This window comes from Mesorhizobium sp. M7D.F.Ca.US.005.01.1.1 (assembly GCF_003952545.1).
GTDB lineage: Bacteria > Pseudomonadota > Alphaproteobacteria > Rhizobiales > Rhizobiaceae > Mesorhizobium > Mesorhizobium loti.
Genome location: NZ_CP034453.1, coordinates 722,372 through 744,478 on the forward strand (window position 1 = coordinate 722,372; position 22,107 = coordinate 744,478).

At 63.3% G+C, this 22,107-nt stretch carries 20 protein-coding genes and 2 pseudogenes; 10 read left to right on the top strand and 12 right to left on the bottom strand.

Annotated elements, in window-relative coordinates; genetic code table 11:
• Positions 1-2: 2 nt before the first annotated feature.
• The 8 genes from EJ076_RS03400 to mdh form a co-directional block, all read right to left on the bottom strand.
• Positions 3-758 carry an SDR family oxidoreductase gene (locus tag EJ076_RS03400; protein WP_126066902.1) on the bottom strand — a complete coding sequence of 252 codons (756 nt, stop codon included), beginning with the start codon at positions 756-758 and terminating at the stop codon, positions 3-5.
• Positions 755-1,273, bottom strand: a complete 519-nt coding sequence (locus tag EJ076_RS03405) for a hypothetical protein (protein ID WP_126066903.1) — start codon at positions 1,271-1,273, stop codon at positions 755-757. Before EJ076_RS03405 ends, EJ076_RS03400 begins: the two co-directional genes overlap by 4 nt.
• A gap of 59 nt (positions 1,274-1,332) precedes the next feature.
• Positions 1,333-2,601: a 2-oxoglutarate dehydrogenase complex dihydrolipoyllysine-residue succinyltransferase gene (odhB, locus tag EJ076_RS03410; RefSeq protein ID WP_126066904.1), complete on the bottom strand. Its 1,269-nt coding sequence runs from the start codon at positions 2,599-2,601 to the stop codon at positions 1,333-1,335.
• A gap of 28 nt (positions 2,602-2,629) precedes the next feature.
• Positions 2,630-5,617 (bottom strand): 2-oxoglutarate dehydrogenase E1 component, encoded by a 2,988-nt coding sequence (locus tag EJ076_RS03415; RefSeq protein WP_126066905.1) that lies wholly within the window; start codon positions 5,615-5,617, stop codon positions 2,630-2,632.
• A gap of 135 nt (positions 5,618-5,752) precedes the next feature.
• The gene (gene sucD / locus EJ076_RS03420) at positions 5,753-6,655 is read right to left on the bottom strand and encodes a succinate--CoA ligase subunit alpha (RefSeq protein WP_126066906.1); all 903 of its coding nucleotides are present in this window, start codon (positions 6,653-6,655) and stop codon (positions 5,753-5,755) included.
• A 50-nt stretch (positions 6,656-6,705) separates the two neighbouring features.
• The gene (locus EJ076_RS03425; protein WP_057145194.1) at positions 6,706-7,077 is read right to left on the bottom strand and encodes a cupin domain-containing protein; all 372 of its coding nucleotides are present in this window, start codon (positions 7,075-7,077) and stop codon (positions 6,706-6,708) included.
• Positions 7,078-7,081: 4 nt separating this feature from the next.
• On the bottom strand, positions 7,082-8,275 hold the full coding sequence (gene sucC / locus EJ076_RS03430; protein WP_109663789.1) for an ADP-forming succinate--CoA ligase subunit beta: 1,194 nt from the start codon (positions 8,273-8,275) through the stop codon (positions 7,082-7,084).
• 16 nt (positions 8,276-8,291) lie between these two features.
• Positions 8,292-9,260 (bottom strand): malate dehydrogenase, encoded by a 969-nt coding sequence (gene mdh / locus EJ076_RS03435; RefSeq protein ID WP_126066907.1) that lies wholly within the window; start codon positions 9,258-9,260, stop codon positions 8,292-8,294.
• A 392-nt stretch (positions 9,261-9,652) separates the two neighbouring features.
• Here mdh and EJ076_RS03440 point away from each other — a divergent pair, with 392 nt between their 5' ends.
• Positions 9,653-10,723, top strand: a complete 1,071-nt coding sequence (locus EJ076_RS03440) for an ISAs1 family transposase (protein ID WP_245462952.1) — start codon at positions 9,653-9,655, stop codon at positions 10,721-10,723.
• A gap of 82 nt (positions 10,724-10,805) precedes the next feature.
• On the opposite strand, the gene zapE is transcribed toward EJ076_RS03440, so the two are convergent.
• Both zapE and EJ076_RS03450 read right to left on the bottom strand, forming a co-directional pair.
• Entirely contained in the window at positions 10,806-12,005 is a 1,200-nt protein-coding gene (gene zapE, locus EJ076_RS03445) for a cell division protein ZapE (RefSeq protein WP_126066908.1), read from the bottom strand.
• A gap of 82 nt (positions 12,006-12,087) precedes the next feature.
• Entirely contained in the window at positions 12,088-12,627 is a 540-nt protein-coding gene (locus EJ076_RS03450; protein WP_109663783.1) for a protease inhibitor Inh/omp19 family protein, read from the bottom strand.
• Positions 12,628-12,920: 293 nt separating this feature from the next.
• Between EJ076_RS03450 and EJ076_RS03455 the strand changes: the two are divergent.
• The 9 genes and pseudogenes from EJ076_RS03455 (at position 12,921) to EJ076_RS03495 (ending at position 20,827) form a co-directional block, all read left to right on the top strand.
• Positions 12,921-13,938: pseudogene (locus EJ076_RS03455) on the top strand (MBL fold metallo-hydrolase).
• Positions 13,939-14,009: 71 nt separating this feature from the next.
• Complete coding sequence (locus EJ076_RS03460) at positions 14,010-14,576, top strand: hypothetical protein (protein WP_109665341.1); 567 nt, start codon at positions 14,010-14,012, stop codon at positions 14,574-14,576.
• A 99-nt stretch (positions 14,577-14,675) separates the two neighbouring features.
• Complete coding sequence (locus tag EJ076_RS03465) at positions 14,676-14,837, top strand: DUF1328 family protein (protein ID WP_082525393.1); 162 nt, start codon at positions 14,676-14,678, stop codon at positions 14,835-14,837.
• Between the two features lie 95 nt (positions 14,838-14,932).
• Complete coding sequence (gene dapF / locus EJ076_RS03470; RefSeq protein ID WP_126066909.1) at positions 14,933-15,817, top strand: diaminopimelate epimerase; 885 nt, start codon at positions 14,933-14,935, stop codon at positions 15,815-15,817.
• The gene (gene mtaB / locus EJ076_RS03475; RefSeq protein WP_126066910.1) at positions 15,817-17,130 is read left to right on the top strand and encodes a tRNA (N(6)-L-threonylcarbamoyladenosine(37)-C(2))-methylthiotransferase MtaB; all 1,314 of its coding nucleotides are present in this window, start codon (positions 15,817-15,819) and stop codon (positions 17,128-17,130) included. The genes dapF and mtaB overlap by 1 nt, the downstream gene beginning before the upstream one ends.
• 12 nt (positions 17,131-17,142) lie before the next feature.
• A pseudogene (gene ftsY / locus EJ076_RS35660) lies at positions 17,143-18,806 on the top strand (signal recognition particle-docking protein FtsY).
• A gap of 61 nt (positions 18,807-18,867) precedes the next feature.
• On the top strand, positions 18,868-19,542 hold the full coding sequence (locus EJ076_RS03485) for a septation protein A (RefSeq protein WP_126066911.1): 675 nt from the start codon (positions 18,868-18,870) through the stop codon (positions 19,540-19,542).
• A 94-nt stretch (positions 19,543-19,636) separates the two neighbouring features.
• Positions 19,637-20,257 (top strand): pyridoxamine 5'-phosphate oxidase family protein, encoded by a 621-nt coding sequence (locus tag EJ076_RS03490; RefSeq protein ID WP_126066912.1) that lies wholly within the window; start codon positions 19,637-19,639, stop codon positions 20,255-20,257.
• A 39-nt stretch (positions 20,258-20,296) separates the two neighbouring features.
• Complete coding sequence (locus tag EJ076_RS03495) at positions 20,297-20,827, top strand: NADPH-dependent FMN reductase (RefSeq protein ID WP_126066913.1); 531 nt, start codon at positions 20,297-20,299, stop codon at positions 20,825-20,827.
• A gap of 23 nt (positions 20,828-20,850) precedes the next feature.
• On the opposite strand, the gene EJ076_RS03500 is transcribed toward EJ076_RS03495, so the two are convergent.
• Positions 20,851-21,057 (bottom strand): 4-oxalocrotonate tautomerase family protein, encoded by a 207-nt coding sequence (locus tag EJ076_RS03500; protein ID WP_013528835.1) that lies wholly within the window; start codon positions 21,055-21,057, stop codon positions 20,851-20,853.
• Between the two features lie 76 nt (positions 21,058-21,133).
• Positions 21,134-22,054 carry an SMP-30/gluconolactonase/LRE family protein gene (locus tag EJ076_RS03505; RefSeq protein WP_126066914.1) on the bottom strand — a complete coding sequence of 307 codons (921 nt, stop codon included), beginning with the start codon at positions 22,052-22,054 and terminating at the stop codon, positions 21,134-21,136.
• Positions 22,055-22,107: the final 53 nt, after the last annotated feature.

Below are 22,107 nucleotides of genomic sequence, written 5' to 3' on the forward strand. Positions count from 1 at the left end.
GCTCAGCGGCCGCCGCTTACATTCAGGATCGCGCCAGTCGTGTAGGACGCGGCGTCGGATAGAAGATAGAGAACCGCGCCCGCGACTTCATCAGCCGTGCCGGCTCTTTTCATCGGCAGTATGTCGCGGAACCGCTCTATCCTGTCTGGTTGCCCGCCGGAGGCATGGATTTCAGTGTCGATGAGGCCCGGCCGCACCGCATTGACGCGGATACCCTCCAGCGCCACTTCGCGGGCGAGCCCGATGGTGAAGGTATCGATGGCGCCCTTGGAGGCGGCATAATCGACATATTCGCCCGGCGAGCCCAGTGTCGCTGCCGCCGACGAGATGTTGACGATCGATCCGCCCTTGCCACCGTGGCGGGTCGACATGCGTTTCACCGCCTCACGGGCGCAGAGAAACGAGCCAACGACATTGATGCGCATCATGCGCTCCAGCCGCGCCACATCCATCTCGTCGACGCGCGCCTTGATGTCGACGATGCCGGCATTGTTGACGAAGGCATCGAGCCGGCCATAGGCGCGGTCGACGGCCTCGAAGATCGCCAAGACATCGGCCTCGCTGCCGACATCGCCCTTGACGGCAAAAGCCTCGCCGCCGGCAGCCTTGATCTCGGCGACCAGCGTATTGGCAGCGTCCTGGTTCGCAGCGTAGTTGATCCCCAGTCGGTAGCCGGCTTGCGACCCGAGCCGGCAGATCGCGGCGCCGATACCTCGGCTGCCGCCGGTGACCAGCAGCACCTTTTGCGTCCCGCTCATTCCTGGCATCCCTTCAAGGCAAACACATCCCACGGCACTTTCGAAAACCCGCTGCCGCCATAGGCGCTGGATTGGCGCAACGCCGGCCCGAGATCCGGCAGGATCAGCGTCTTCGGCGCCTCGACGCCTTCGGCCGGCAGCAATCCGATGTTGCCCTTGTCATCCGACGTGTAGATCACGCCATGCCAGGGCGTGCAGGCCGCAAGCTCCTCGCCGGTAACGTCGCCCTCCGGGCATTTGTGCATCAGCGCGCCGTTCGGCCGCGACACACCCTCGTTCCACATGACGATACCGTTGAGCACCACATTGTTGTCGAGGATCATCCGGAAACTGTTGGTGACAGTCGCGGAGGTGCCGGTCGGCGTGAAATCAATCTCGCTGCCGCTCTGGGTGTCGCCATAGACGGCAAGCTCGATCGGACAGGCGGTGCGGGCGCCGGCGGCGGCCAGCGCCATGCCGGCCGCGATCGATGCTATCGAAAGCACCTTGGAAAGGCTAAGGGAACGGGTCGTCATTCTGCCGCGCAGATCCCTTCCTCCGGCACGCATTCCAACAACCGGATCAGCACCAGACCTCAGAGATCGAGCACCAGCCGTTCCGGATCCTCCAGGCTTTCCTTGACGCGCACCAGGAAGGTCACCGCTTCCTTGCCGTCGACGATGCGGTGATCGTAGCTCAGCGCCAGATACATCATCGGCCGGATGACGATCTGGCCGCCGACCACGACAGGCCGGTCCTGGATCTTGTGCATGCCGAGAATGCCCGACTGCGGAGCGTTGAGGATCGGCGTCGACATCAGCGACCCGTAGACGCCGCCGTTGGAAATCGTAAACGTGCCGCCCTGCATATCCGCCACCGACAGTTTGCCGTCACGTGCGGCGATGCCCAGCCGGCCGATGTCCTTCTCGATCTCGGCAATCGACATCTGGTCGGCATCGCGCACCACCGGCACGACGAGGCCCTTCTCGGTGCCGACGGCGACACCGATATGGGCATAGTTCTTGAAGATGATGTCGGTGCCGTCGATCTCGGCGTTGACCGAGGGGATTTCCTTCAGCGCGTGGGTCACGGCCTTGGTGAAGAAGCCCATGAAGCCGAGCTTCACGCCATGCTTCTTCTCGAACACGTCCTTGTATTTGGTGCGCAGCGTCATCACCGCTGACATGTCGACCTCGTTGAAGGTGGTCAGCATGGCGGCGGTCGACTGCGCTTCCTTGAGGCGGCGCGCAATGGTCTGGCGCAGTTTGGTCATGCGCACGCGCTCCTCGCGCGACGCATCGTCGCCCGAGGACGGAGCGCGCACGGCCACCGGTGCAGCCTTTGGCGTCTCGGCCGGCTGCGACGGCGCGCCCTTGGAGATGGCGTCGAGCACGTCGCCCTTCAGCACCTGGCCACGCTTACCGGAACCCGAGAGCTGGTCGACCGAGAGATTGTTTTCGGCGATCAGCTTGGCTGCGGCCGGCGCCGGCGGCATGCTGCGCGGCTCGACCGCGCCGGCGTCGCCGGCGATCTTGGCGGTCTCGGCCGCGGCCTGCCTGCCGGTCGCTGCCGCATCAGGCGACGAAGCCTGCGACACCGCTTGCGGCTTGGTAGCAGGAGCCTCGCCACCCGCCGAAATCGATCCCAGCAAAGCGCCGACGCCGACCGTCTCGCCTTCCTTGACCGCGATCTCCGAAAGGATGCCGGCGGCGGCGGCGGGCACTTCCACCGTCACCTTGTCGGTCTCGAGTTCGACCAGCGGCTCGTCGGCGGCGATCGCGTCGCCGACCTTCTTGAACCATTTGCCGATGGTCGCTTCGGTGACGGATTCGCCGAGAGTAGGAACGCGGATTTCGGTAGCCATTGTGCCTGTCCGTTTTCTTTCGGTTCTGTTATTCGCCGAGCGCGTCTTCGAGCAAGGCGGCGAGCTGGGCGAGATGCTTCGACATCAGTCCGGTCGCCGGCGAGGCGGCAGCCGGACGGCCGGTGTAGCGCACCCGCTGATGCTTGGCGTCGATATGCGCCAGCACCCATTCCAGATACGGGTCGATGAACGACCAGGCGCCCATGTTCTTGGGCTCCTCCTGGCACCACACCATCTCGGCATTGCGGAAACGCGACAGTTCGGTGATCAGCGCCTTGGCCGGGAACGGATAGAGCTGTTCGACGCGCAGCAGATAGATATCGTTGATGCCGCGCTTCTCGCGCTCCTCGTAGAGGTCGTAATAGACCTTGCCCGAACACAGCACGACGCGGCGGATCTTGGAATCCTTGGTAAGCTTGATCGCCTGGTTGGGGAGCAGCTGGGCGTCATCCCAAAGCAGCCGGTGGAACGAGCTTTCGCCCGAAATTTCCGGCAGCGTCGACACCGCCCGCTTGTGGCGCAGCAGCGACTTCGGCGTCATCAGGATCAGCGGCTTGCGGAAGTCGCGCTTCAGCTGCCGGCGCAGGATGTGGAAGTAGTTGGCCGGCGTCGTGCAGTTGGCCACTTGCATGTTGTCTTCGGCGCAAAGCTGCAGGAAGCGTTCGAGCCGGGCCGAGGAATGTTCCGGACCCTGGCCTTCATAGCCATGCGGCAAGAGACAAACGAGGCCCGACATTCTGAGCCACTTGCGCTCGCCCGACGAGATGAATTGGTCGAACACCACTTGGGCGCCGTTGGCGAAGTCGCCGAACTGCGCTTCCCAAAGCGTCAGCGCCTTCGGCTCGGCCAGGCTGTAGCCATATTCGAAGCCGAGCACCGCCTCTTCCGACAGCATCGAGTTGATGACTTCGTAGCCCGCTTGAGCGGCAGACAGATTGTTGAGCGGGATGTAGCGGGTCTCGTCGCGCTGGTCGTAAAGCACGGAATGGCGCTGCGAGAAGGTGCCGCGTTCGGAATCCTGCCCCGAAAGGCGGATCGGATTGCCGTCGAGCAGGATGGCACCGAAGGCCAGCGCCTCGGCCGTCGACCAGTCGATGCCTTCGCCCGACTCGATCGCCTGGCGGCGGTTCTCGAGGAAGCGGATGATCGTCTTGTGTGCCTCGAAATCCTTCGGCACCTCGGTCAGCTTCTTGCCGATTTCCTTCAGCGTCTTGACCGGCACGGCGGTCTTGCCTCGCCGCTGTTCGTCCTGGTTGTCGGCCGTGCGCAGGCCCGACCAAGCGCCGTCGAGCCAGTCGGCCTTGTTGGGCTTGTAGTGCTGGCCGACTTCCCATTCGGATTCCAGATGCGCGCGCCAGTCGGCCTTCATCTGGTCGAACTCGGCCTGGGTGATGTGGCCCTCGGCAATCAGGCGGTCGGCATAGATCTGCACCGCCGTCTTGTGGGTGCGGATGTTGCGATACATGATCGGCTGGGTGAAGGCCGGTTCGTCGCCCTCATTGTGGCCGAAGCGGCGGTAGCAGAACATGTCGACCACAACAGGTTTGTGGAACTTCATGCGGAATTCGATCGCCACCTTGGTGGCGTGCACCACAGCTTCCGGGTCGTCGCCATTGACGTGGAAGATCGGCGCTTCGATCATCTTGGCGACGTCGGACGGATAGGGCGACGAGCGCGAGAAGCGCGGATTGGTGGTGAAACCGATCTGGTTGTTGATGATGAAATGCAGCGTGCCGGCGACGCGGTGGCCGCGCAGGCCGGACAGGCCGAGGATTTCGGCAATCACGCCCTGGCCGGCAAAGGCGGCATCGCCGTGCAGCAAGAGTGGCAGCACCTTGGCGCGCTCTTCCAGCGGCACGATTTCCTCGCGGCTGCGGCCGAACAGATAATCCTGCTTGGCGCGCGCCTTGCCCATCACCACCGGATCGACGATTTCCAGATGCGAGGGGTTGGCGGTCAGCGACAGATGCACCTTGTTGCCGTCGAACTCGCGGTCCGACGAGGCGCCGAGATGGTACTTGACGTCGCCCGAGCCTTCGACCTCGTCCGGGGCGGCCGAGCCGCCCTTGAACTCATGGAAGATGGCGCGGTGCGGCTTGGCCATCACCTGGGAGAGCACGTTCAGCCGGCCACGATGCGCCATGCCGAGCACGATCTCCTTCATGCCGAGCTGGCCGCCGCGCTTGACGATCTGCTCCAGCGCCGGGATCAGCGCTTCACTGCCGTCGAGGCCGAAACGCTTGGTGCCCTTGTACTTGACGTCGATGAACTGTTCGAAGCCTTCGGCCTCGACCAGCTTCTGCAGGATCGCCTTCTTGCCGGTGGCGGTGAAGGTGATCTCCTTGTCAGCGCCCTCGATGCGCGCCTGGATCCAGGCCTTTTCCTCGGGATCGGAAATATGCATGAACTCGACGCCGAGCGTCGAGCAATAGGTGCGCGTCAGGATTTCCAGCATCTGCCGGATACTGCCGAATTCGAGCCCGAGGACATTGTCGAGGAAGATCGGCCGGTCGTAGTCGGCTTCGGTGAAGCCGTAATTTTCCGGCGACAGCTCGTTGTAGTCCTCGAGCGGCTTGGCGATGCCGAGCGGGTCGAGATTGGCGTGCAGATGGCCGCGCATGCGATAGGCACGGATCATCATGATCGCGCGCACCGAATCGCGCGTCGCCTGGTGCACGTCGGCGTCGGAGAGGACGATGCCGTTGGTGACCGCCTTGCCCTTGACCTTCTTTTCCAGATGCTTCTCGACGATGCCCCAATTGCCATCGAGCGCCGACACCAGCTCGCCATTGGCCTGCAGCGGCCAGGATGGCTTGGCCCATGAGGCGCCCTTGGCATTCTTGCGCACATCGCCGGCATCGTCCTTCAGCCCGGCGAAGAACTCCTGCCATTCGGGATTGACCGAGGCTGGATCGTCCTCATAGGCGGCGTAGAGCGCGTCGATGTAATCGGCATTGCCGCCATAGAGGAAAGAGGTGAGCGAAAACTGGTCGTTGGCCTGATCTTGTCTTGCCATTTTTGTCCGCGGAGCCTGGCTCCGTCTCCTTACGTTTGCGGCTGGGCCGCGATAGTGGGCGGTTCACCCGCCCCTCTTGTCCCCTCAAAGCCAACGAACGGTCGTTGACTCTCATTCCAACAATCAGCGCGCGGTTCAGCCCTTGATGGCTTCAACCAGCGTCGTGCCCAGCCGTGCCGGCGAGGGCGAAACTTTTATCCCGGCCGATTCCATCGCCGCGATCTTGTCTTCCGCGCCGCCCTTGCCGCCGGAGATGACCGCGCCCGCATGACCCATGGTGCGGCCGGCCGGCGCCGTGCGCCCGGCGATGAAGCCGGCCATCGGCTTCTTGCGGCCACGCTTGGCTTCGTCCTTGAGGAACTGCGCGGCGTCTTCCTCGGCCGAACCGCCGATCTCGCCGATCATGATGATCGACTTGGTTTCGTCGTCGGCGAGGAACATCTCGAGCACGTCGATGAACTCGGTGCCCTTGACGGGGTCGCCGCCAATGCCGACGGCGGTAGTCTGGCCGAGGCCGACATTGGTGGTCTGGAACACAGCCTCATAGGTAAGTGTTCCCGAGCGCGAAACAACGCCGACCGAACCCTTGCGGAAGATGTTTCCGGGCATGATGCCGATCTTGCATTCGTTGGGCGTCAGCACGCCCGGGCAGTTCGGCCCGATCAGCCGCGAGGTCGAGCGATCGAGCCTGGCCTTGACCTTGATCATGTCCATCACCGGTATGCCTTCGGTGATGCAGATGATCAGCGGGATCTCGGCCTCGATCGCTTCGAGGATCGCTTCGGCGGCACCCGCCGGCGGCACATAGACAACGGACGCGTTGGCGCCGGTCCTTTCCTTGCCCTCGGCGACGGTGGCAAAGATCGGCAGGCTCTCGCCTTTCGAGCCGGTCCAGGTCTCGCCGCCCTTCTTGGGATGGATGCCGCCGACCATTTTCGTGCCGTGATAGGCCAGCGCCTGCTCGGTATGGAACGTGCCGGTCTTGCCGGTCAGGCCCTGCACCAGCACCTTGGTGTTCTTGTCGACGAGAATGGACATGGGAGCCCTTTTCTAAAAACTGTTGATCGAGGAAGGCTGCGCGGTCACGGTCAGAGCCGCTTCAGATCGGCGACCGTGAGGTCGCTCTTGGCGTTGCCGGTGTTGAGCGTCGTTGCCGGCTCGAACATCAGCACGACAGGCTCTTCGCTGAGCGAACGCGGGCGATGCTCGACGGCGCGCGGCACGACGATGAACTCGCCGCTGGAGAGCTCCACCGTGCCGTCGCGAAAATCGATGGCGATACGGCCGCGCAGCACGAGGAAGGCTTCGTCCTCATTGTCATGCGCGTGCCAGTCGAAGACGTCGCCGAATTTGGCGATCTTGACCTGAGACTCGTTGACGTCGCCGGCAATGTGCGGATCGAAGACCTTCTTGATCTTTTGATCCGCCGCCTCGACCAGGTTTATCTTGTGCGGAGGCACCAGATCAGCCCTTCACCGCCGCCACGATCTTCTTGGCCGCGTCGTCGAGATCATCGGCCGACACCACGTTGAGGCCGCTGTCGTTGATGATCTTCTTGCCTAGCTCGGCATTGGTGCCTTCCAGTCGCACCACCAGCGGCACTTCCAGGCCGACTTCCTTGACCGCGGCAATGACGCCCTCGGCAATGATGTCGCACTTCATGATGCCGCCGAAGATGTTGATCAGGATGCCCTTGACCGCCGGATCCCTTGTGATGATCTTGAACGCCGCCGTCACCTTCTCCTTGGACGCACCACCGCCGACATCGAGGAAGTTGGCCGGTTCGGCGCCATAGAGCTTGATGATGTCCATCGTCGCCATGGCAAGCCCGGCGCCGTTGACCATGCAGCCGATATTGCCATCGAGGGCGACATAGGCGAGGTCGTATTTCGACGCCTCGATCTCCTTCTCATCCTCTTCGGTGGTGTCGCGCAGTTCGAGCACGTCCGGGTGACGGAACAGCGCGTTGTTGTCGAACGACACTTTCGCATCGAGCACGCGCAGCCGGCCGTTCTTCATGACGATCAGCGGGTTGACCTCGAGCAGGCTCATATCCTTCTCGACAAAGGCCTTGTAGAGGATCGGGAACAGGGTGTTGCCGTCCTGTGCCGCGTCGCCGTCGAGCTTCAACGCGCCGTTGAGCGCCTTTAGATCGGTTGCAGTGACGCCTTTTTCCGGGTCGATGGCGACAGTGATGATCTTTTCCGGCGTATCATGCGCGACCGCCTCGATGTCCATGCCGCCTTCCGTCGAAACGACGAAGGCAACGCGGCCGACCGAGCGGTCGACCAGGATAGACAGATAGAGCTCGCGTTCGATGTCGGCGCCATCCTCGATGTAGAGGCGGTTGACCTGCTTGCCGGCCGGGCCGGTCTGCTTGGTCACCAGCGTGTTGCCGAGCATCTCGTTGGCGTTGGCAACGACTTCGGCCACCGACTTCGACAGCCTGACCCCACCCTTGGCATCGGGGCCGAGTTCGGTGAATTTGCCCTTGCCGCGGCCGCCGGCATGGATCTGGCTCTTCACCACATAGAGCGGACCCGGCAGCGCCTTGGCCGCGGCTTCCGCCTCGCTCGCCTTGAACACCGGCACACCTTCGGCCACTGGCGCGCCGAAAGACTTCAGCAGCGCCTTGCCCTGATACTCATGGATGTTCATCTGAATTTGCTCCGGTTTACTTCGAGGCCAGCTGCGGCGCGATCTTGACGCAAGCCTCGGTCAGGCCCTGCACCGTCGCCACCGAGGAGTCGAACATCTTCTGCTCGGCCTTGTTGAGGTCGATCTCGATGATGCGCTCGACGCCGCCGGTGCCGATCACCACGGGAACGCCGACATAGGTGTTCTTGACGCCATACTGGCCGGAGAGATACGCGGCACACGGCAGCACACGCTTCTTGTCCTTGAGATAGGCTTCGGCCATCTGGATCGCGGAAGCCGCCGGCGCATAATAGGCCGAGCCGGTCTTGAGCAGGCCGACGATCTCGGCGCCGCCGTCGCGGGTGCGCTGCACGATCTGGTCGAGCTTTTCCTTCGAGGTCCAGCCCATCTTGATGAGGTCGGGCAGCGGAATGCCTGATACCGTCGAATAGCGGATCATCGGCACCATGGAATCGCCGTGGCCGCCGAGCACGAAGGCGGTGACATCCTCGACCGAGACCTTGAATTCCTCGGCCAGGAAATAGCGGAAGCGCGCGCTGTCGAGCACGCCGGCCATGCCGACGACATGGCTCTTGGGCAGGCCGGAAAACTTCTGCAGCGCCCAGACCATGGCGTCGAGCGGGTTGGTGATGCAGATAACGAAGGCCTTCGGCGCGTATTTCTTCAGCCCGGCGCCGACCTGTTCCATGACCTTGAGGTTGATGCCCAAAAGGTCGTCGCGGCTCATGCCGGGCTTGCGCGGCACGCCGGCGGTGACGATGCAGACATCGGCACCCTCGATGCCGGCATAGTCGTTGACGCCGGTAAGCCTGGAGTCGAAGCCATCGACGGGCGACGACTGCGCGATATCGAGCCCCTTGCCCTGCGGGGTACCCTCGGCAATATCGAACAGCACCACGTCGCCGAGGTCCTTGAGGCCGATCATGTGGGCGAGCGTGCCGCCGATCATGCCAGAGCCGATGAGCGCTATTTTGTTGCGTGCCATGTGAGGATGTTTTCCCTTTGTCAGTGACGACGTCTCAAATCCTTAACGACTTGATGGCGGCGTCGAAGAAGAGGCCGGAATGCTGCGGGGGAACCGCGAATTTTCGCCGCACCCAATAGCCTTGGCGCGATATAAATTCAAACGATTATTTCGAGGCCAGCATTTTCAATCGGTTAGAGTGTTTGGGATTTACGTAAACGTCAAAGTTTGTAAGCCGACTTCTGGGAATTTACACAATGAGGATGGAGATCGTAAGGCAATACTCGGGTGATGACGCCCTTGTGATGCGGCACCAAATCTCCCCCCTTGAGGGGCAGGGGAATCGCATATGGCGATTTTGCGCTTGAAGTTGGTTTGAGAAGGGATTCTTTGGGAAGGCAGTCCACCGAGGAGTGACTGCGATTTCCAGCCTTGAGAGCTATTTCGGCGCGGTCCCTGATCCGCGCGCTGCCAACGCCACGCACCGGCTTGGCGACTTGATCGTGATGATGATCGCAGCGAGCCTATGTGGCGCGACCAGCGCGACGGAGTTTTCGTTGTTCGCGCAAGAGCGCAAACAGGCGCTGTCGCGCTTGATCGACTATGAGGAGGCACCCAGCCACGACACCTTCTCGCGGCTGTTGCGCCTGCTCGATCCGGAGGCCTTAGGACGTGCGTTCGCCGCCTTTGCCGCAGGCTTTGCGCAGGCACGCCAGGGTGTGGTCGCGCTTGATGGCAAGGCGCTGCGACGGGCCTATGAGAAAGGCCTTGCGGCCAGCCCACCCCTGACGGTGTCAGCCTTTGCCAGCCAGACGCGACTGTGTCTGGCGGCGGCTACGCCCGGCGATGGAGACAATGAGGTCGAGGCTGCCCTCAAAGTCGTCGAACTCATTGATCTTACTGGCCGATTGGTCACAGCTGATGCACTCCATTGCCACACGCGCATGGCTCAGGCCATCATTCGGCGCGGCGGCGACTATCTGCTCGCGCTCAAGGGAAACCGCCGGCATTGGTTGGCTCGGGCCAAACAACATATGGCCCAGACCACTCCCGCCGTCACTGAGCAGACCGAGACCAACCATGGCCGCATCGAATGGCGGCAGGCAGAGGTCGTGGCGGCGCCTGAGCCGCTGATGCCTGGGCACAAGGCCCTCATCCGCATCACCAGCCGGCGCGATCAGGCCGAGCCGCTGACGCGCCTGTTCATGGCCTCAACGCTGCTGTCGCCGCAGCAGGCGATCGACCTCACCAGAGCCCATTGGCAGATCGAGAACGCACTGCACTGGATGCTTGACGTTCATCTGCACGAGGACCTCAGCCGTGCCCGCAAGGACAATGCCCCCGCCAACACCGCCCTCATCAACCGCATCGCCAGAAATATCCTTCAGGCCGCCGACATCGACAAAGTCCCCATTAGCCACCGCATCAAGAAATGCGCTTGGAATGACGACTATCTCATCCAGGCAATCGCTCATATGCGATAGCCCTGCCTTGAGGGGGGAGATCGATCGTCGCGCCAGTTTCGCCAACCGTCAACGATGCAAGAGGGGAACTACGTCTCTGAGCCTAAGCCTGCGCCTGCTGCGCCTCTGGCGCCGCCTTCACCTTCTGCCGCTCCGCCCAATCCTCCAGCCAGTCGCGGCTTTGCATCTCGATCAGCCGCGATGCCGTGCGCTCGAACTCGAAGACCTCGACGCCGCGTTTGGCCACATAAAGCTGCGGCGGCGGCGCCTCGGCGCTGACCACCAGCCGCACATGGTGATCGTAAAGCGTGTCGATCAACAGGATAAAGCGCTTGGCCTCATTGCGCTTGCCTTCGCCGAGCACCGGGACGTGATCGATGAAGATGGTCGAAAAGCGCCCGGCAATCGCCAGGAAATCGCGGGCTCCGAGCGGCTTTTCGCAGAGATCGGCGAAGGAGAACCGCGCCGCGTCACCGGCCGCTCGCGGCACGATCACCTGCCGCCCTTTGAGCGCCAGCGACGTCTGCGCCTCTGGCGCCCCGCGTGTCATGGCTTGCCAGGCCTCGTCGAGCACCTGGGCGGCCGCCGCATCGGCCGGCGTGACATAGACCGGTGTGCGGACTAGCTTTTCCAGTCGGTAGTCCTTGTCGGCATCGAGCGTCAACACCTGTGCATGCCGCTCCAGAGTGCCGATGAACGGCAGGAAAAGCTGGCGGTTCAGCCCGTCGCGATAGAGATCTTCCGGCGCCACGTTCGAGGTGGCGACCAGCACCACGCCGCTGGCAAACAGCGCCGAAAACAACCGCGACAGGATCATCGCGTCGGCAATGTCGGTGACCGAGAACTCGTCGAAGCACAGCACCCAGGCCTGCTCGGCAAGCGCCTTGGCCACGGGCGGGATCGGATCGTCTTCCTTCACGTCGCCATTCTTGCGCGCCTGCCGGTGCTTCTGGATACGGTCCTGTACATCGGCCATGAAGTCGTTGAAGTGGACGCGGCGCTTGCGCCGCACCGGCAGCAAGTCGAAGAACATGTCCATCAGCATGGTCTTGCCGCGGCCGACGCCGCCATGGATGTAAAGGCCTTTGACGGCCTCATGCGTCTCGCGCTTGCGGGCAAACAGCCAGCCCAGCGCGCTCGACTTGTGCGCCAGCCGCTTGGCCGAGATCTCGTCGATCAGCCGATCGAGCGCAGCCGCGATCCACTCCTGCGCCGGATCGCGTTCGATCGCGCCGGTTTCCACCAGATGGTCGTAGCGCTGCCTGACGGTCGCATGGGTCTGGAGGCCGTCACGCAGATGCATCGGTCACGTCATTTGTTTTTATGCATGTCGCTGTCCCGAAACCGGGGCCACTTCTGCGCGACATGCATTCGGAAGGACTAGCCTACCTTGTAAGCGAAATCGGCTGGCCGTTGGAAGTCTGGCCGTCGAATTTCGAGCCGCCCGAAGAATAGAGCCGCGCCAGCGCGCCGCCACTCTCATCATAAAGCGTCAGCTGCTTGCCGGCGACGTTCCACGACTTGATGCCGTCGATCGGGGCCGGGCAATGCAGCGGCCCGGCGCGGAAGCCGGCGCCGAATTTGGTCTGCGGCGTCGCCACCTTGCAGCTCTGGCCGGAAACGCTGACGTTCCAGACACCGGCGACGCTGGCGGCGGTCACGTCCGAAGCGCCGGCCGGCGCCGCGCCGTCCGGCGGCAGCGAGGCTACCTGCGTGTTCGCCGGGGCAGTCGGGAATTGCGACGGGTCAGTGGTGCCGGGCGATGCCGGCGGCGGCAGCTGGTTGCCGGTCACCTTGCCGGCGGGCGCGGCCTCCAGCGGCGCGGGCTGCTGGTCATCCATCGACGAGAAACGTGAGGTCGAACAGCCGCTCGCAACGAGCGCGGCCAGCGATACGGCCACCAGACCGGTTTTCGAAAAAGTCATTCCAACCTCCGTCGGATCCGGCTGGGGGGAAGCCGTCCGCACAATCTCACCCCCACCAAGATGGAGAAGGTGGCGAAATTTCAACCCGATATGGTTAAAATACGGTTTGCGGCAAGATTTGTTGCAAATTTATCGCAATCGCGATGGCATGGGCCGCTTGTCACGCGTCGCCCAAGGACCCCAGTCAACGATCCCAGTCAACACAGTGCTGCCCTGGCATTCGGCGGTCAGATGCTTGCGCGAGCCGGCGTAGCCCCTATGTCTGGTGACGAAACCCTGCTGGAGCCGCAAAATTGGCCGCGAGAAAGACAGCCGCCAATCGCTACTACAGCGGCCCGCCGAGCGACCATTTCGACGGCACATTGTTCTTCAATCCCGAGGGCCAGCCGCCTGGCCGTTTCGCCGACCTGCTGAAATGGCAGTTGAATGGCAAGCGCTCGAAATGGCCGGCGACCAATCCAAGCCCCTTTCCGCAGGCAAAACCGACCGCGAAGATCGAAGGCCCCGCGCTGGATGTGACGATGGTCGGCCATTCCACCTTGCTGATCCAGACGGCCGGTCTGAACATCCTCACCGATCCGGTATGGTCGCTGCGCGCGTCGCCGCTTTCCTTCGCCGGGCCGAAACGCATCAATCCGCCGGGCATCGCCTTTGCCGACCTGCCGCCGATCGACCTCGTGCTGGTCAGCCACAACCATTACGACCATCTCGACCTCGCCACGTTGAAGCGGCTGAAGGCCAGCCACGACCCGCTGGTGCTCGCCCCGCTCGGCAACGATGCCATCATAGAGGCCGCCGTGCCCGGCATGCGGCTGTCGGCGCATAACTGGGGCGACAGGGTCGAGGTCGGCAACGGCGTCGCCCTCCATGTCGAGCCGGTGCATCACTGGTCGGCGCGTGGCGCTCGCGACCGGCGCATGGCGCTGTGGGCCGGCTTCGTCATCGAAACGCCTGATGGCAAGCTCTATTTCGCCGGTGACACCGGCTTCCACGATGGCATCAACTACCGGCTGATGGCTGAGAAACATGGCGGTTTCCGTTTCGCCATCCTGCCGATCGGCGCCTATGAGCCGCGCTGGTTCATGGCGTCGCAGCACCAAAACCCCAGGGAAGCCGTGCAAGGCATGACGCTTTGCAACGCCGCTTTCGCCGCCGGCTGCCACTGGGGCACCTTCCAGCTCACCGACGAACCGATCGACGAGCCGGCGCGGATTGGCCGAGGCGCTCGACGATCAAGGTGTCCCGCGCGAGCACTTTCGCGCCTTGCGGCCCGGCGAGGTCTGGACCGTGCCTGAGATCGGGCGCGGCTGACGTCTGCATTGGCCATTTACGGCCCGGTCATTTTCGCAGATGGTCCGCCCGACAGGCAAAGGGGAATTCGGATGAAATCGATCATGGCAGTTCTGATGGCGCTGGCGATCTCGACGCCGTGCGCTTTCGCAGGCGAAATCGGCGACCGCGCCGCGGAAGCCGAAAAACTGCTGCAATCGGGTGACGGCGCCGGCGCGCTGGACAAATTCCGCAGCGCCGAGGAAGCCTTTTGGCAAGCGATGCCGCTGGCCGTCCAGAACGTCAAACAGGTCGATACCGCAAGCGGTTTCGGCATCTACAGCGAGCGCGCCAATCACACCTACAAGCCCGGCGAGAAGATCGTGCTGTACATGGAACCCATTGGCTATGGCTACGGCTCGGACGGCCTCGGCAACAGCATGATCGCGCTTTCCGTCGACATCACGGTGGTTTCCGCAGCCGGCGAGACGCTAGGCACGAGCGAGAAGGTCGGCCGTGTCCAGGTCGCGTCCCGCTCGCACAACCGCGAACTGTTCTTCAAGCTGGACCTCTCCCTTGACGGCTTGCCGCCCGGCAAATACCGCTGCGACTTCCTTATGCACGACGAGAATTCGAACAAGACGGCGCCCTTCACCACCGATATCGAGATCGCCGGCTAGTTTTCGCCGCCAACATGGCCTCGCAACCGACGGGAACTCGAGCGCGGCAGCCGCGTTTTTATGCGGTTTGAAAAATCTGTCGGTTTGCGAGGCATTCCCATGCTCAAATGGATCATCATTCTCCTCATCGTCGCCGCTGCGGCGAGCCTGCTCGGCATGCCGGCGCTGGCAGGTGCCGCCGCCACCGGTGCGCGCATCCTAATCGGCATCGTTCTGGTCATCTTCCTGCTGGTGGTGCTGGGCATCTTCGCCGTCACGTAAGTCCGGCGCCTTCGCCGTGACCAAGCGGCTGCGCACTGGTAATTCCCGCCCGTTTCCGCCATATAGCGCCAAACGGACACGGAATTTTCGGAGCAATGGCCAGCACCGCCCCTTTCGCCAAGATGAACGGCATCGGCAACGAGATCATCGTTGCCGACATGCGTAGCCGTGCCGATCGGGTGACCGCAGCGGCAGCGATCGCCCTGAACGCCGATGCCGCGACCAGCTTCGACCAGATCATGGCGATCCACGATGCCAGGACGCCCGGCACCGCCTTTTTCATCGACATCCTGAATTCCGATGGCTCCAAGGCGCAGGCCTGCGGCAATGGCATGCGCTGCGTTGTCCAGGCGCTTGCCGCCGAGACCGGCCAGAAGACCTTCACCTTCGAGACCGTTGCCGGCATCCTCAACGCGCGCGAACATGCCGACGGGTCGATCTCGGTCGACATGGGCACGCCGCGTTTCGGCTGGCAGGACATCCCGCTGGCCGAGGAATTCCGCGACACCCGCATGATCGAGCTGCAGATCGGCCCGATCGACGCACCCGTGCTGCACTCGCCCTCGGTTGTCTCGATGGGCAATCCGCACGCCATCTTCTGGGTCGACAACGACGTCTGGTCTTATGAACTCGACCGTTTCGGCCCGATGCTCGAGAACCACCCGATGTTTCCCGAGCGCGCCAACATAACCATCGCTCAGGTCACCTCGCCTGAAACCATGATCATCCGCACATGGGAGCGTGGCGCCGGCCTGACCAAGGCCTGCGGCTCGGCCTCCTGCGCCGCCGTGGTCGCAGCCGCCCGCACCAACCGGACCGGCCGCAGCGTCAGCCTGCTGACCCCCGGTGGCGGCACGCTGCATGTCGAATGGCGCGATGACGACCACGTCATCCTCACCGGCGCTGCCGAATGGGAATTTTCCGGCAACTTCGATCCGTCGACCGGAACATGGGCCCGCGACACCGAAAGCGCGGCTTGATGTCCGCTCTGTCCAAGAGCCCGGTGTCCAAGGGCATCGACGTCGTCACCTTTGGCTGCCGGCTGAACACTTATGAATCCGAGGTGATGCGGCGCGAGGCTGAAACCGCCGGTCTTGGCGCGCTGGAGGGCGGCGCCGTGATCTTCAACACCTGCGCCGTCACCGGCGAGGCGGTGCGCCAGGCCAAACAGGCGATCCGCAAGGCGCGCCGCGACAATCCGCAGGCGCGCATCATCGTCACCGGCTGCGCCGCGCAGACCGAGCCTGAAAAATTCGCCGCCATGGACGAGGTCGATCTCGTGCTTGGCAATGAGGAGAAGCTGAAAGCCAATTCCTATCGCGCGCTGCCGGATTTCGGCGTCAACGACACCGAGAAGGCGCGCGTCAACGACATCTTTTCCGTCCGTGAGACCGCAGGCCACATGGTCGACGCCATCGAGGGGCGGGCACGCGCCTTCGTCCAGGTGCAGAACGGCTGCGACCACCGCTGCACCTTCTGCATCATTCCCTATGGCCGCGGCAATTCGCGCTCGGTGCCGATGGGCGCCGTGGTCGAGCAGGTCAAGCGGCTCGCCGGAAACGGCTATGCCGAGATCGTGCTGACCGGTGTCGACATGACCAGTTTTGGTGCCGACCTTCCGGGCGCGCCAAAGCTTGGCAGGCTGGTGAAGACCATCCTCAAGCAGGTGCCCGATGTGAAGCGCCTGCGGCTATCCTCCATCGATTCGATCGAGGCTGACGACGATCTGCTCGACACGATTGCCACCGAGCCGCGGCTGATGCCGCATCTGCATCTGTCGCTGCAATCGGGCGACGACATGATCCTGAAGCGGATGAAGCGTCGCCATCTGCGCGATCAATCGATCCGCTTCTGCGAGGATGTTCGCAAGCTGCGCCCCGGCATCGTCTTCGGCGCCGACATCATCGCCGGCTTCCCGACCGAAACGGATGAAATGTTCGAGAACTCGGAAAAAATCGTCGAGGAGTGCGGCCTGACCCATCTCCACGTCTTCCCGTTCAGCCCGCGCGAAGGCACGCCCGCCGCGCGCATGCCGCAGCTCCGCCGCGAGGTGGTCAAGCAGCGCGCCGCCCGGCTGCGCGTCGCCGGCGAGGCTGCGTATATCAGGCATCTGTCGTCGCTCACTGGTACGCGTCAGTCGATCCTGGTCGAACGCGACGGCCTTGGCCGCACCGAGGGTTTTACGCTTGCCGCACTAGGCACGGGCGCACCGGGTGAGATCGTCGAGGCCGATATATCAGGCCACGATGGTATCAGGCTGATCGCGGCGCCCCTTGCCGCCCGCGCCGCCTGAGAAACGCAAAGCATGGCTGGTTTTTTCAAGAAGATATTTTCGTTCGGCAAGAAAGAGGTGGTCGAGGAGCGGGTCGACGAAACCGCTCCGCTGCCGCCGATCAAATGGGAAGCACTCGATGCGCTGAAGCCGGCGGCCGAGCAGGTCGTTCCGGAGTTCTTGAAGCGCGACGAGCCGCAGCCCGAGGCGGAAACGACGCCGACGGTCGAGCCGGAGGTGATTCCTGCGCCGGAACCGGCGCCTGTCGAGGAACCGGTGCCTGAGCCGGCGCCTTCAATTCCTGCCGAGCCGGAAATCCAGCCTGAGCCTGCTCCGGTTGAAGAGCCGCAGCCGGTTGAGCCCGAGGTTCCTGCCCCGAGGTCCCAGCCAAAGAGCCAACGCCGGAGGAAGTCCCCGCCGCGCCCGCGGCGCCCGAGCCAGTTCCCGCACCTGAACCGGAGGAAATTCCTGGACCGGAGCGGCCGGAGGTCGTGCCGCAGCCGGAGAAGCAGCCAGAACCTGCGCCCGTCGAAGTGCCGGCGCCGCCGGTCGAGGCTCCACCGGCAAAGCCGGAACCCGAGATTCCGCCGGCGGAAATCCGAGCTCCCATTCGCCAGCCTCCACCGGTCGAAACGCAGCCGGTCCTCGCCGAGATTGCGCCTGAACCGCAGGCCATTCCGCAACCTGCTCCAAAACCCGTTCCCGCGCCCGGCAAGGTGACCGTCACCAAGAAGGTCGAGCAGAAGGCCGAGCCGCAGAAGGCGCCGGAGCCGGCGCCAAGGCGTTCATGGTTCCAGCGCATGAAGGACGGACTTGCCCGCTCGTCCAAGGAGCTCACCGGCAACATTGCCGGCGTCTTCACCAAGCGCAAGCTGGACGAGGAGACGCTGCAGGACCTGGAGGATGTGCTGATCCGCGCCGATCTCGGCATGGAAACCGCCCTGCGCGTCACCGATGCGCTGGCCGCCAGCCGCTACGGCAAGGATGTCTCGGACACCGAGGTTCGCGCCATCATGGCGGCCGAGGTGGAAAAGGTGCTGACCCACGTCGCCATGCCGCTGGAGCTCGATCTCTCGCACAAGCCGCATGTCATCCTGGTGGTCGGTGTCAACGGCACCGGCAAGACCACGACCATCGGCAAGCTGGCCGCCAAGCTGACCGATGGCGGCCTGTCGGTGATGCTCGCCGCCGGCGACACCTTCCGCGCCGCGGCGATCGAACAGCTGAAGATCTGGGGCGAGCGGACGAAATCGCCGGTCATCGCCTCCAAGATCGGCGCCGATGCCGCAGGCCTCGCCTACGACGCCTTCGAAAAGGCCAGGGAAGCCGGCTCCGACGTGCTGATCATCGACACCGCCGGCCGCCTGCAAAACAAGACCGAACTGATGGCCGAGCTCGAAAAGATCGTCCGCGTGCTCGGCAAGCTCGATCCGGAAGCGCCGCACACCGTTTTGCAGACGGTCGACGCCACCACCGGCCAGAACGCGCTCAACCAGGTCGAGATCTTCCGCAATGTCGCCGGCGTCAACGGCCTTGTGATGACCAAGCTGGACGGCACGGCACGCGGCGGTATTCTGGTGGCGATCGCGGCAAAGCACAAACTGCCGGTCTATTTCATCGGCGTCGGCGAACAGGTCGACGACCTCGAACCTTTCTCAGCAAGCGAATTCGCCAGGGCGATCGCTGGAGTGGCGTAGCAAGCATGTCCCAGAAAGTTGCAGACTTTTTGGATCAGATCATGCGTAAGAAAGAGATTCCATGAACCCACCCATTCTCGAACGCGATCCGTCCGACCCGCAAAAACAGAAGAAGGAAGGCGTCAATCCGCTGCTCAAGCTGGTGCTGGAGCTGGGGCCGTTGATGGTCTTCTTCTTCGCCAATGCGCGCGGCGAATGGCTGGTGCAGAAATTCCCTGCTTTGGCCGAATTCGGCGGCCCGATCTTCGTCGCCACCGGCCTGTTCATGGCCGCCACGGCCATCGCGCTGATCGCTTCATGGTTGCTGTTGCGCACCTTGCCGATCATGCCGATGGTGTCGGGCGTCGTCGTCTTCATCTTCGGCGCACTGACGCTCTATCTGCAGGACGACATCTTCATCAAGATGAAGCCGACCATCGTCAACACGCTGTTCGGCGGCGTGTTGCTCGGCGGCCTCTACTTCGGCAAGTCGCTGCTTGGCTATGTCTTCGATTCGGCCTTCAGCCTCGACGCCGAAGGCTGGCGCAAGCTGACCTTCCGCTGGGGCCTGTTCTTCCTGTTCCTGGCCCTTGCCAACGAAGTGGTGTGGCGGAATTTTTCCACCGACGCCTGGGTTACCTTCAAGGTCTGGGGCATCATGCCGATCACGCTTCTGTTCACCTTCAGCCAGATGCCGCTGATCCTGCGCCATTCGCTCGAGGACAAGACCACGAAAGAAGAGAAGGCCGGCAAATAGAGCAATTCCAGGAAAAGTGTGAAGCGGTTTTCCCGGGAAAAGCGCATAGCGCTTTCCCTTGGGAATTGCATCAAAACAATGAGGGGAGAGGGCCATGGAATTCGTCACCACGCGCGACCAGCTGAGGACGATCTACAAGACGCCGCGACCGACCGACGGCTCGATCCGCAAGGAATTGAAGGCGCTCGACGGCCATTGCCGCTCCTTCATCGGCAAGAGCCCGTTCGTGCTGATCGGCTCGTCCGACGGCGCCGGCAATGCCGACGTGACGCCGAAGGGCGACAAACCGGGCTTTGCCGCCGTGCTCGACGACACCACCATCGCCATTCCGGACCGGCCCGGCAACAACCGGCTCGACACGCTGGAGAACATCCTCCTCAATCCCTCGGTCGGGCTGCTGTTCCTCATTCCCGGCATGAACGAGACGCTGCGCGTCAATGGCGAGGCCCGCATCACCGTCGACGGTGGCCTGCGCGAGCGGCTTGCCGTCGACGGCAAGCAACCGCAAAGCGTTATCGTGGTCACCGTCAAGGCCACCTATATGCATTGCGCCAAGGCCTTCATGCGCTCCGATCTGTGGAAGCCGGAAACCTGGTACGACCGCGCGACGCTGCCGACGCTCGGCCAGATCCTGCGCGACCAGTTGGCGCTGGCCGATTCGGCCGAGGCGACCGACCGCTGGCTGGACGACGGCTACAAGCAGACGATGTGGTAGGCTTTCGGGACCACGATTCGTCCTGACCGGTTCCACACCTTGCTGAACATCCTTGCCATTTCCGGCAGCCTGCGCGCGGCCTCCACCAATTCGGCACTGGTCGCCGCACTGGCGCACAACGCCCCGCCCGGCTGCCGTGTCACCGTCTATGACGGGCTTGGCCGTCTGCCGATCTTCAACCCCGACGATGAGGGCGAGCGGACGCCGCCCGCGGCGTCCGAACTGATCGACGCCGTCACTCAAGCCGACGGCGTGATCATCTCCTGTCCGGAATATGCCCATGGCGTGCCGGGCGGGTTGAAGAACACCCTCGACTGGCTGGTCTCGCGCGACGCCGCCGTCGAGAAGCCCGCAATGCTGGTGCACGCCTCGCCGCGCTCGCTGTTTGCCCGCGCCGCACTGGCCGAGGTCATGCGCACCATGTCGTTCGCGCTTTGCGACCACGTGCTGGAGATTGCCTTGCTCGGCAAGAAGCCGCCTGATGTGGAGGCCATCCTGGCCGAGCCGAAAAACCGGCGGGCGATGCATGATGCGCTGAATGCTTTCGCCGCTTTTATCCGCGCGCGTTGAGCGGCGGCCGCCATACCTTCGAACTAGCCCTTTCGCAGCGTCTCGACATCGGTCTTGCCGACATACCAGTCGCGCGCATTGACCTCCTCGAAGACCACCCAGACATCGTCATTGCTGAGGCCGGTGGCGTCCATGATGGCCGCCGTGACCTTTTTGGCGATATCCGCCTTCTTGCCCGCCGGATCGGCGGCGATCACTTCCTTGACGATGCGGATGTTGACGAATGGCATTTTCTGTCCTCCCGGGGATGTTCGTGCTCACGACCCGCTTCGACGAAACTGTCGAATGGTCGCCAGTGCTCTGGTCTCAATAAGTCTTGGCGCCGTTGACCATCAGCCGCACCATGTAGAGCGACGTGGTGCCGGCGATGTAGAGGCAATTCAGCTTGTTGCCGCCGAACACGCAATTGGCGGTGACTTCCGGCACCTTGACCTTGCCGATCAGCGTGCCGTCCGGATCGTAGCAATGGATGCCGTCGGCCGCACTGGTCCAGATGCGTCCGTCCTCGTCGAGCCGAAAGCCGTCGAACAGGCCGGCCGTACAGTCGGCGAAGATTTTTTCGCCGGAGACTTTCTTGCCGCCCTTGCCGACATTGAACACCCGCATATGCGCCGGATTCTGCGCGCCATGCGTGCGGCCGGTGTCGACGACATAGAGCTTGCTCTCGTCGAGCGAGAAGGCGAGACCGTTGGGCCTGACCATGTCGGTGATGACGGCTTCGACCTCGCCGGTGCCGGGGTCGACCCGGTAGACATGGCAGGCGCCGATCTCGCTCTCGGCCTTGTCGCCTTCATAGTCGGTATCGATGCCGTAGCTCGGATCGGTAAACCAGATCGAGCCATCCGACTTCACCACCGCATCGTTGGGTGAGTTCAGCCGCTTGCTCTTCCATTTGGCGGCGATGGTTGTGACCGAGCCGTCGAACTCGGTGCGGCTGACGCGGCGGCCGGAATGCTCGCAGGTGACCAGCCGGCCTTGCCGGTCGACAGTGTTGCCGTTGGAGTTGCCGGACGGCTGACGGAAGACGCTGACATTACCGTCGGTCTCGTCGTAGCGCAGCATGCGGTTGTTGGGGATGTCGGACCAGACGACATAGCGGCCGGCGGCGAACCAGGCCGGCCCTTCCGCCCATTGGCATCCGGTGAACAGCTTCTCGACCTGCGCGTTGCCGCTGAACAGGCGCGCGAAGCGCGGATCGAGAATTTCATAGTAGTCTGCGGCCGCCATGCTTTTCCTCCCGGCATCAGTGACACCGGATCAAGCCAGCCGGCGGGACAGAA

Excerpts from the sequence above, each read along its gene's own strand:
- EJ076_RS03400 (WP_126066902.1), bottom strand. The coding sequence starts at position 758 with ATGAGCGGGACGCAAAAGGTGCTGCTGGTCACCGGCGGCAGCCGAGGT.
- EJ076_RS03405 (WP_126066903.1), bottom strand. The coding sequence starts at position 1,273 with ATGACGACCCGTTCCCTTAGCCTTTCCAAGGTGCTTTCGATAGCATCG.
- odhB (WP_126066904.1), bottom strand. The coding sequence starts at position 2,601 with ATGGCTACCGAAATCCGCGTTCCTACTCTCGGCGAATCCGTCACCGAA.
- EJ076_RS03415 (WP_126066905.1), bottom strand. The coding sequence starts at position 5,617 with ATGGCAAGACAAGATCAGGCCAACGACCAGTTTTCGCTCACCTCTTTC.
- sucD (WP_126066906.1), bottom strand. The coding sequence starts at position 6,655 with ATGTCCATTCTCGTCGACAAGAACACCAAGGTGCTGGTGCAGGGCCTG.
- sucC (WP_109663789.1), bottom strand. The coding sequence starts at position 8,275 with ATGAACATCCATGAGTATCAGGGCAAGGCGCTGCTGAAGTCTTTCGGC.
- mdh (WP_126066907.1), bottom strand. The coding sequence starts at position 9,260 with ATGGCACGCAACAAAATAGCGCTCATCGGCTCTGGCATGATCGGCGGC.
- zapE (WP_126066908.1), bottom strand. The coding sequence starts at position 12,005 with ATGCATCTGCGTGACGGCCTCCAGACCCATGCGACCGTCAGGCAGCGC.
- EJ076_RS03450 (WP_109663783.1), bottom strand. The coding sequence starts at position 12,627 with ATGACTTTTTCGAAAACCGGTCTGGTGGCCGTATCGCTGGCCGCGCTC.
- EJ076_RS03460 (WP_109665341.1), top strand. The coding sequence starts at position 14,010 with ATGAAATCGATCATGGCAGTTCTGATGGCGCTGGCGATCTCGACGCCG.
- EJ076_RS03465 (WP_082525393.1), top strand. The coding sequence starts at position 14,676 with ATGCTCAAATGGATCATCATTCTCCTCATCGTCGCCGCTGCGGCGAGC.
- dapF (WP_126066909.1), top strand. The coding sequence starts at position 14,933 with ATGGCCAGCACCGCCCCTTTCGCCAAGATGAACGGCATCGGCAACGAG.
- mtaB (WP_126066910.1), top strand. The coding sequence starts at position 15,817 with ATGTCCGCTCTGTCCAAGAGCCCGGTGTCCAAGGGCATCGACGTCGTC.
- EJ076_RS03485 (WP_126066911.1), top strand. The coding sequence starts at position 18,868 with ATGAACCCACCCATTCTCGAACGCGATCCGTCCGACCCGCAAAAACAG.
- EJ076_RS03490 (WP_126066912.1), top strand. The coding sequence starts at position 19,637 with ATGGAATTCGTCACCACGCGCGACCAGCTGAGGACGATCTACAAGACG.
- EJ076_RS03500 (WP_013528835.1), bottom strand. The coding sequence starts at position 21,057 with ATGCCATTCGTCAACATCCGCATCGTCAAGGAAGTGATCGCCGCCGAT.
- EJ076_RS03505 (WP_126066914.1), bottom strand. The coding sequence starts at position 22,054 with ATGGCGGCCGCAGACTACTATGAAATTCTCGATCCGCGCTTCGCGCGC.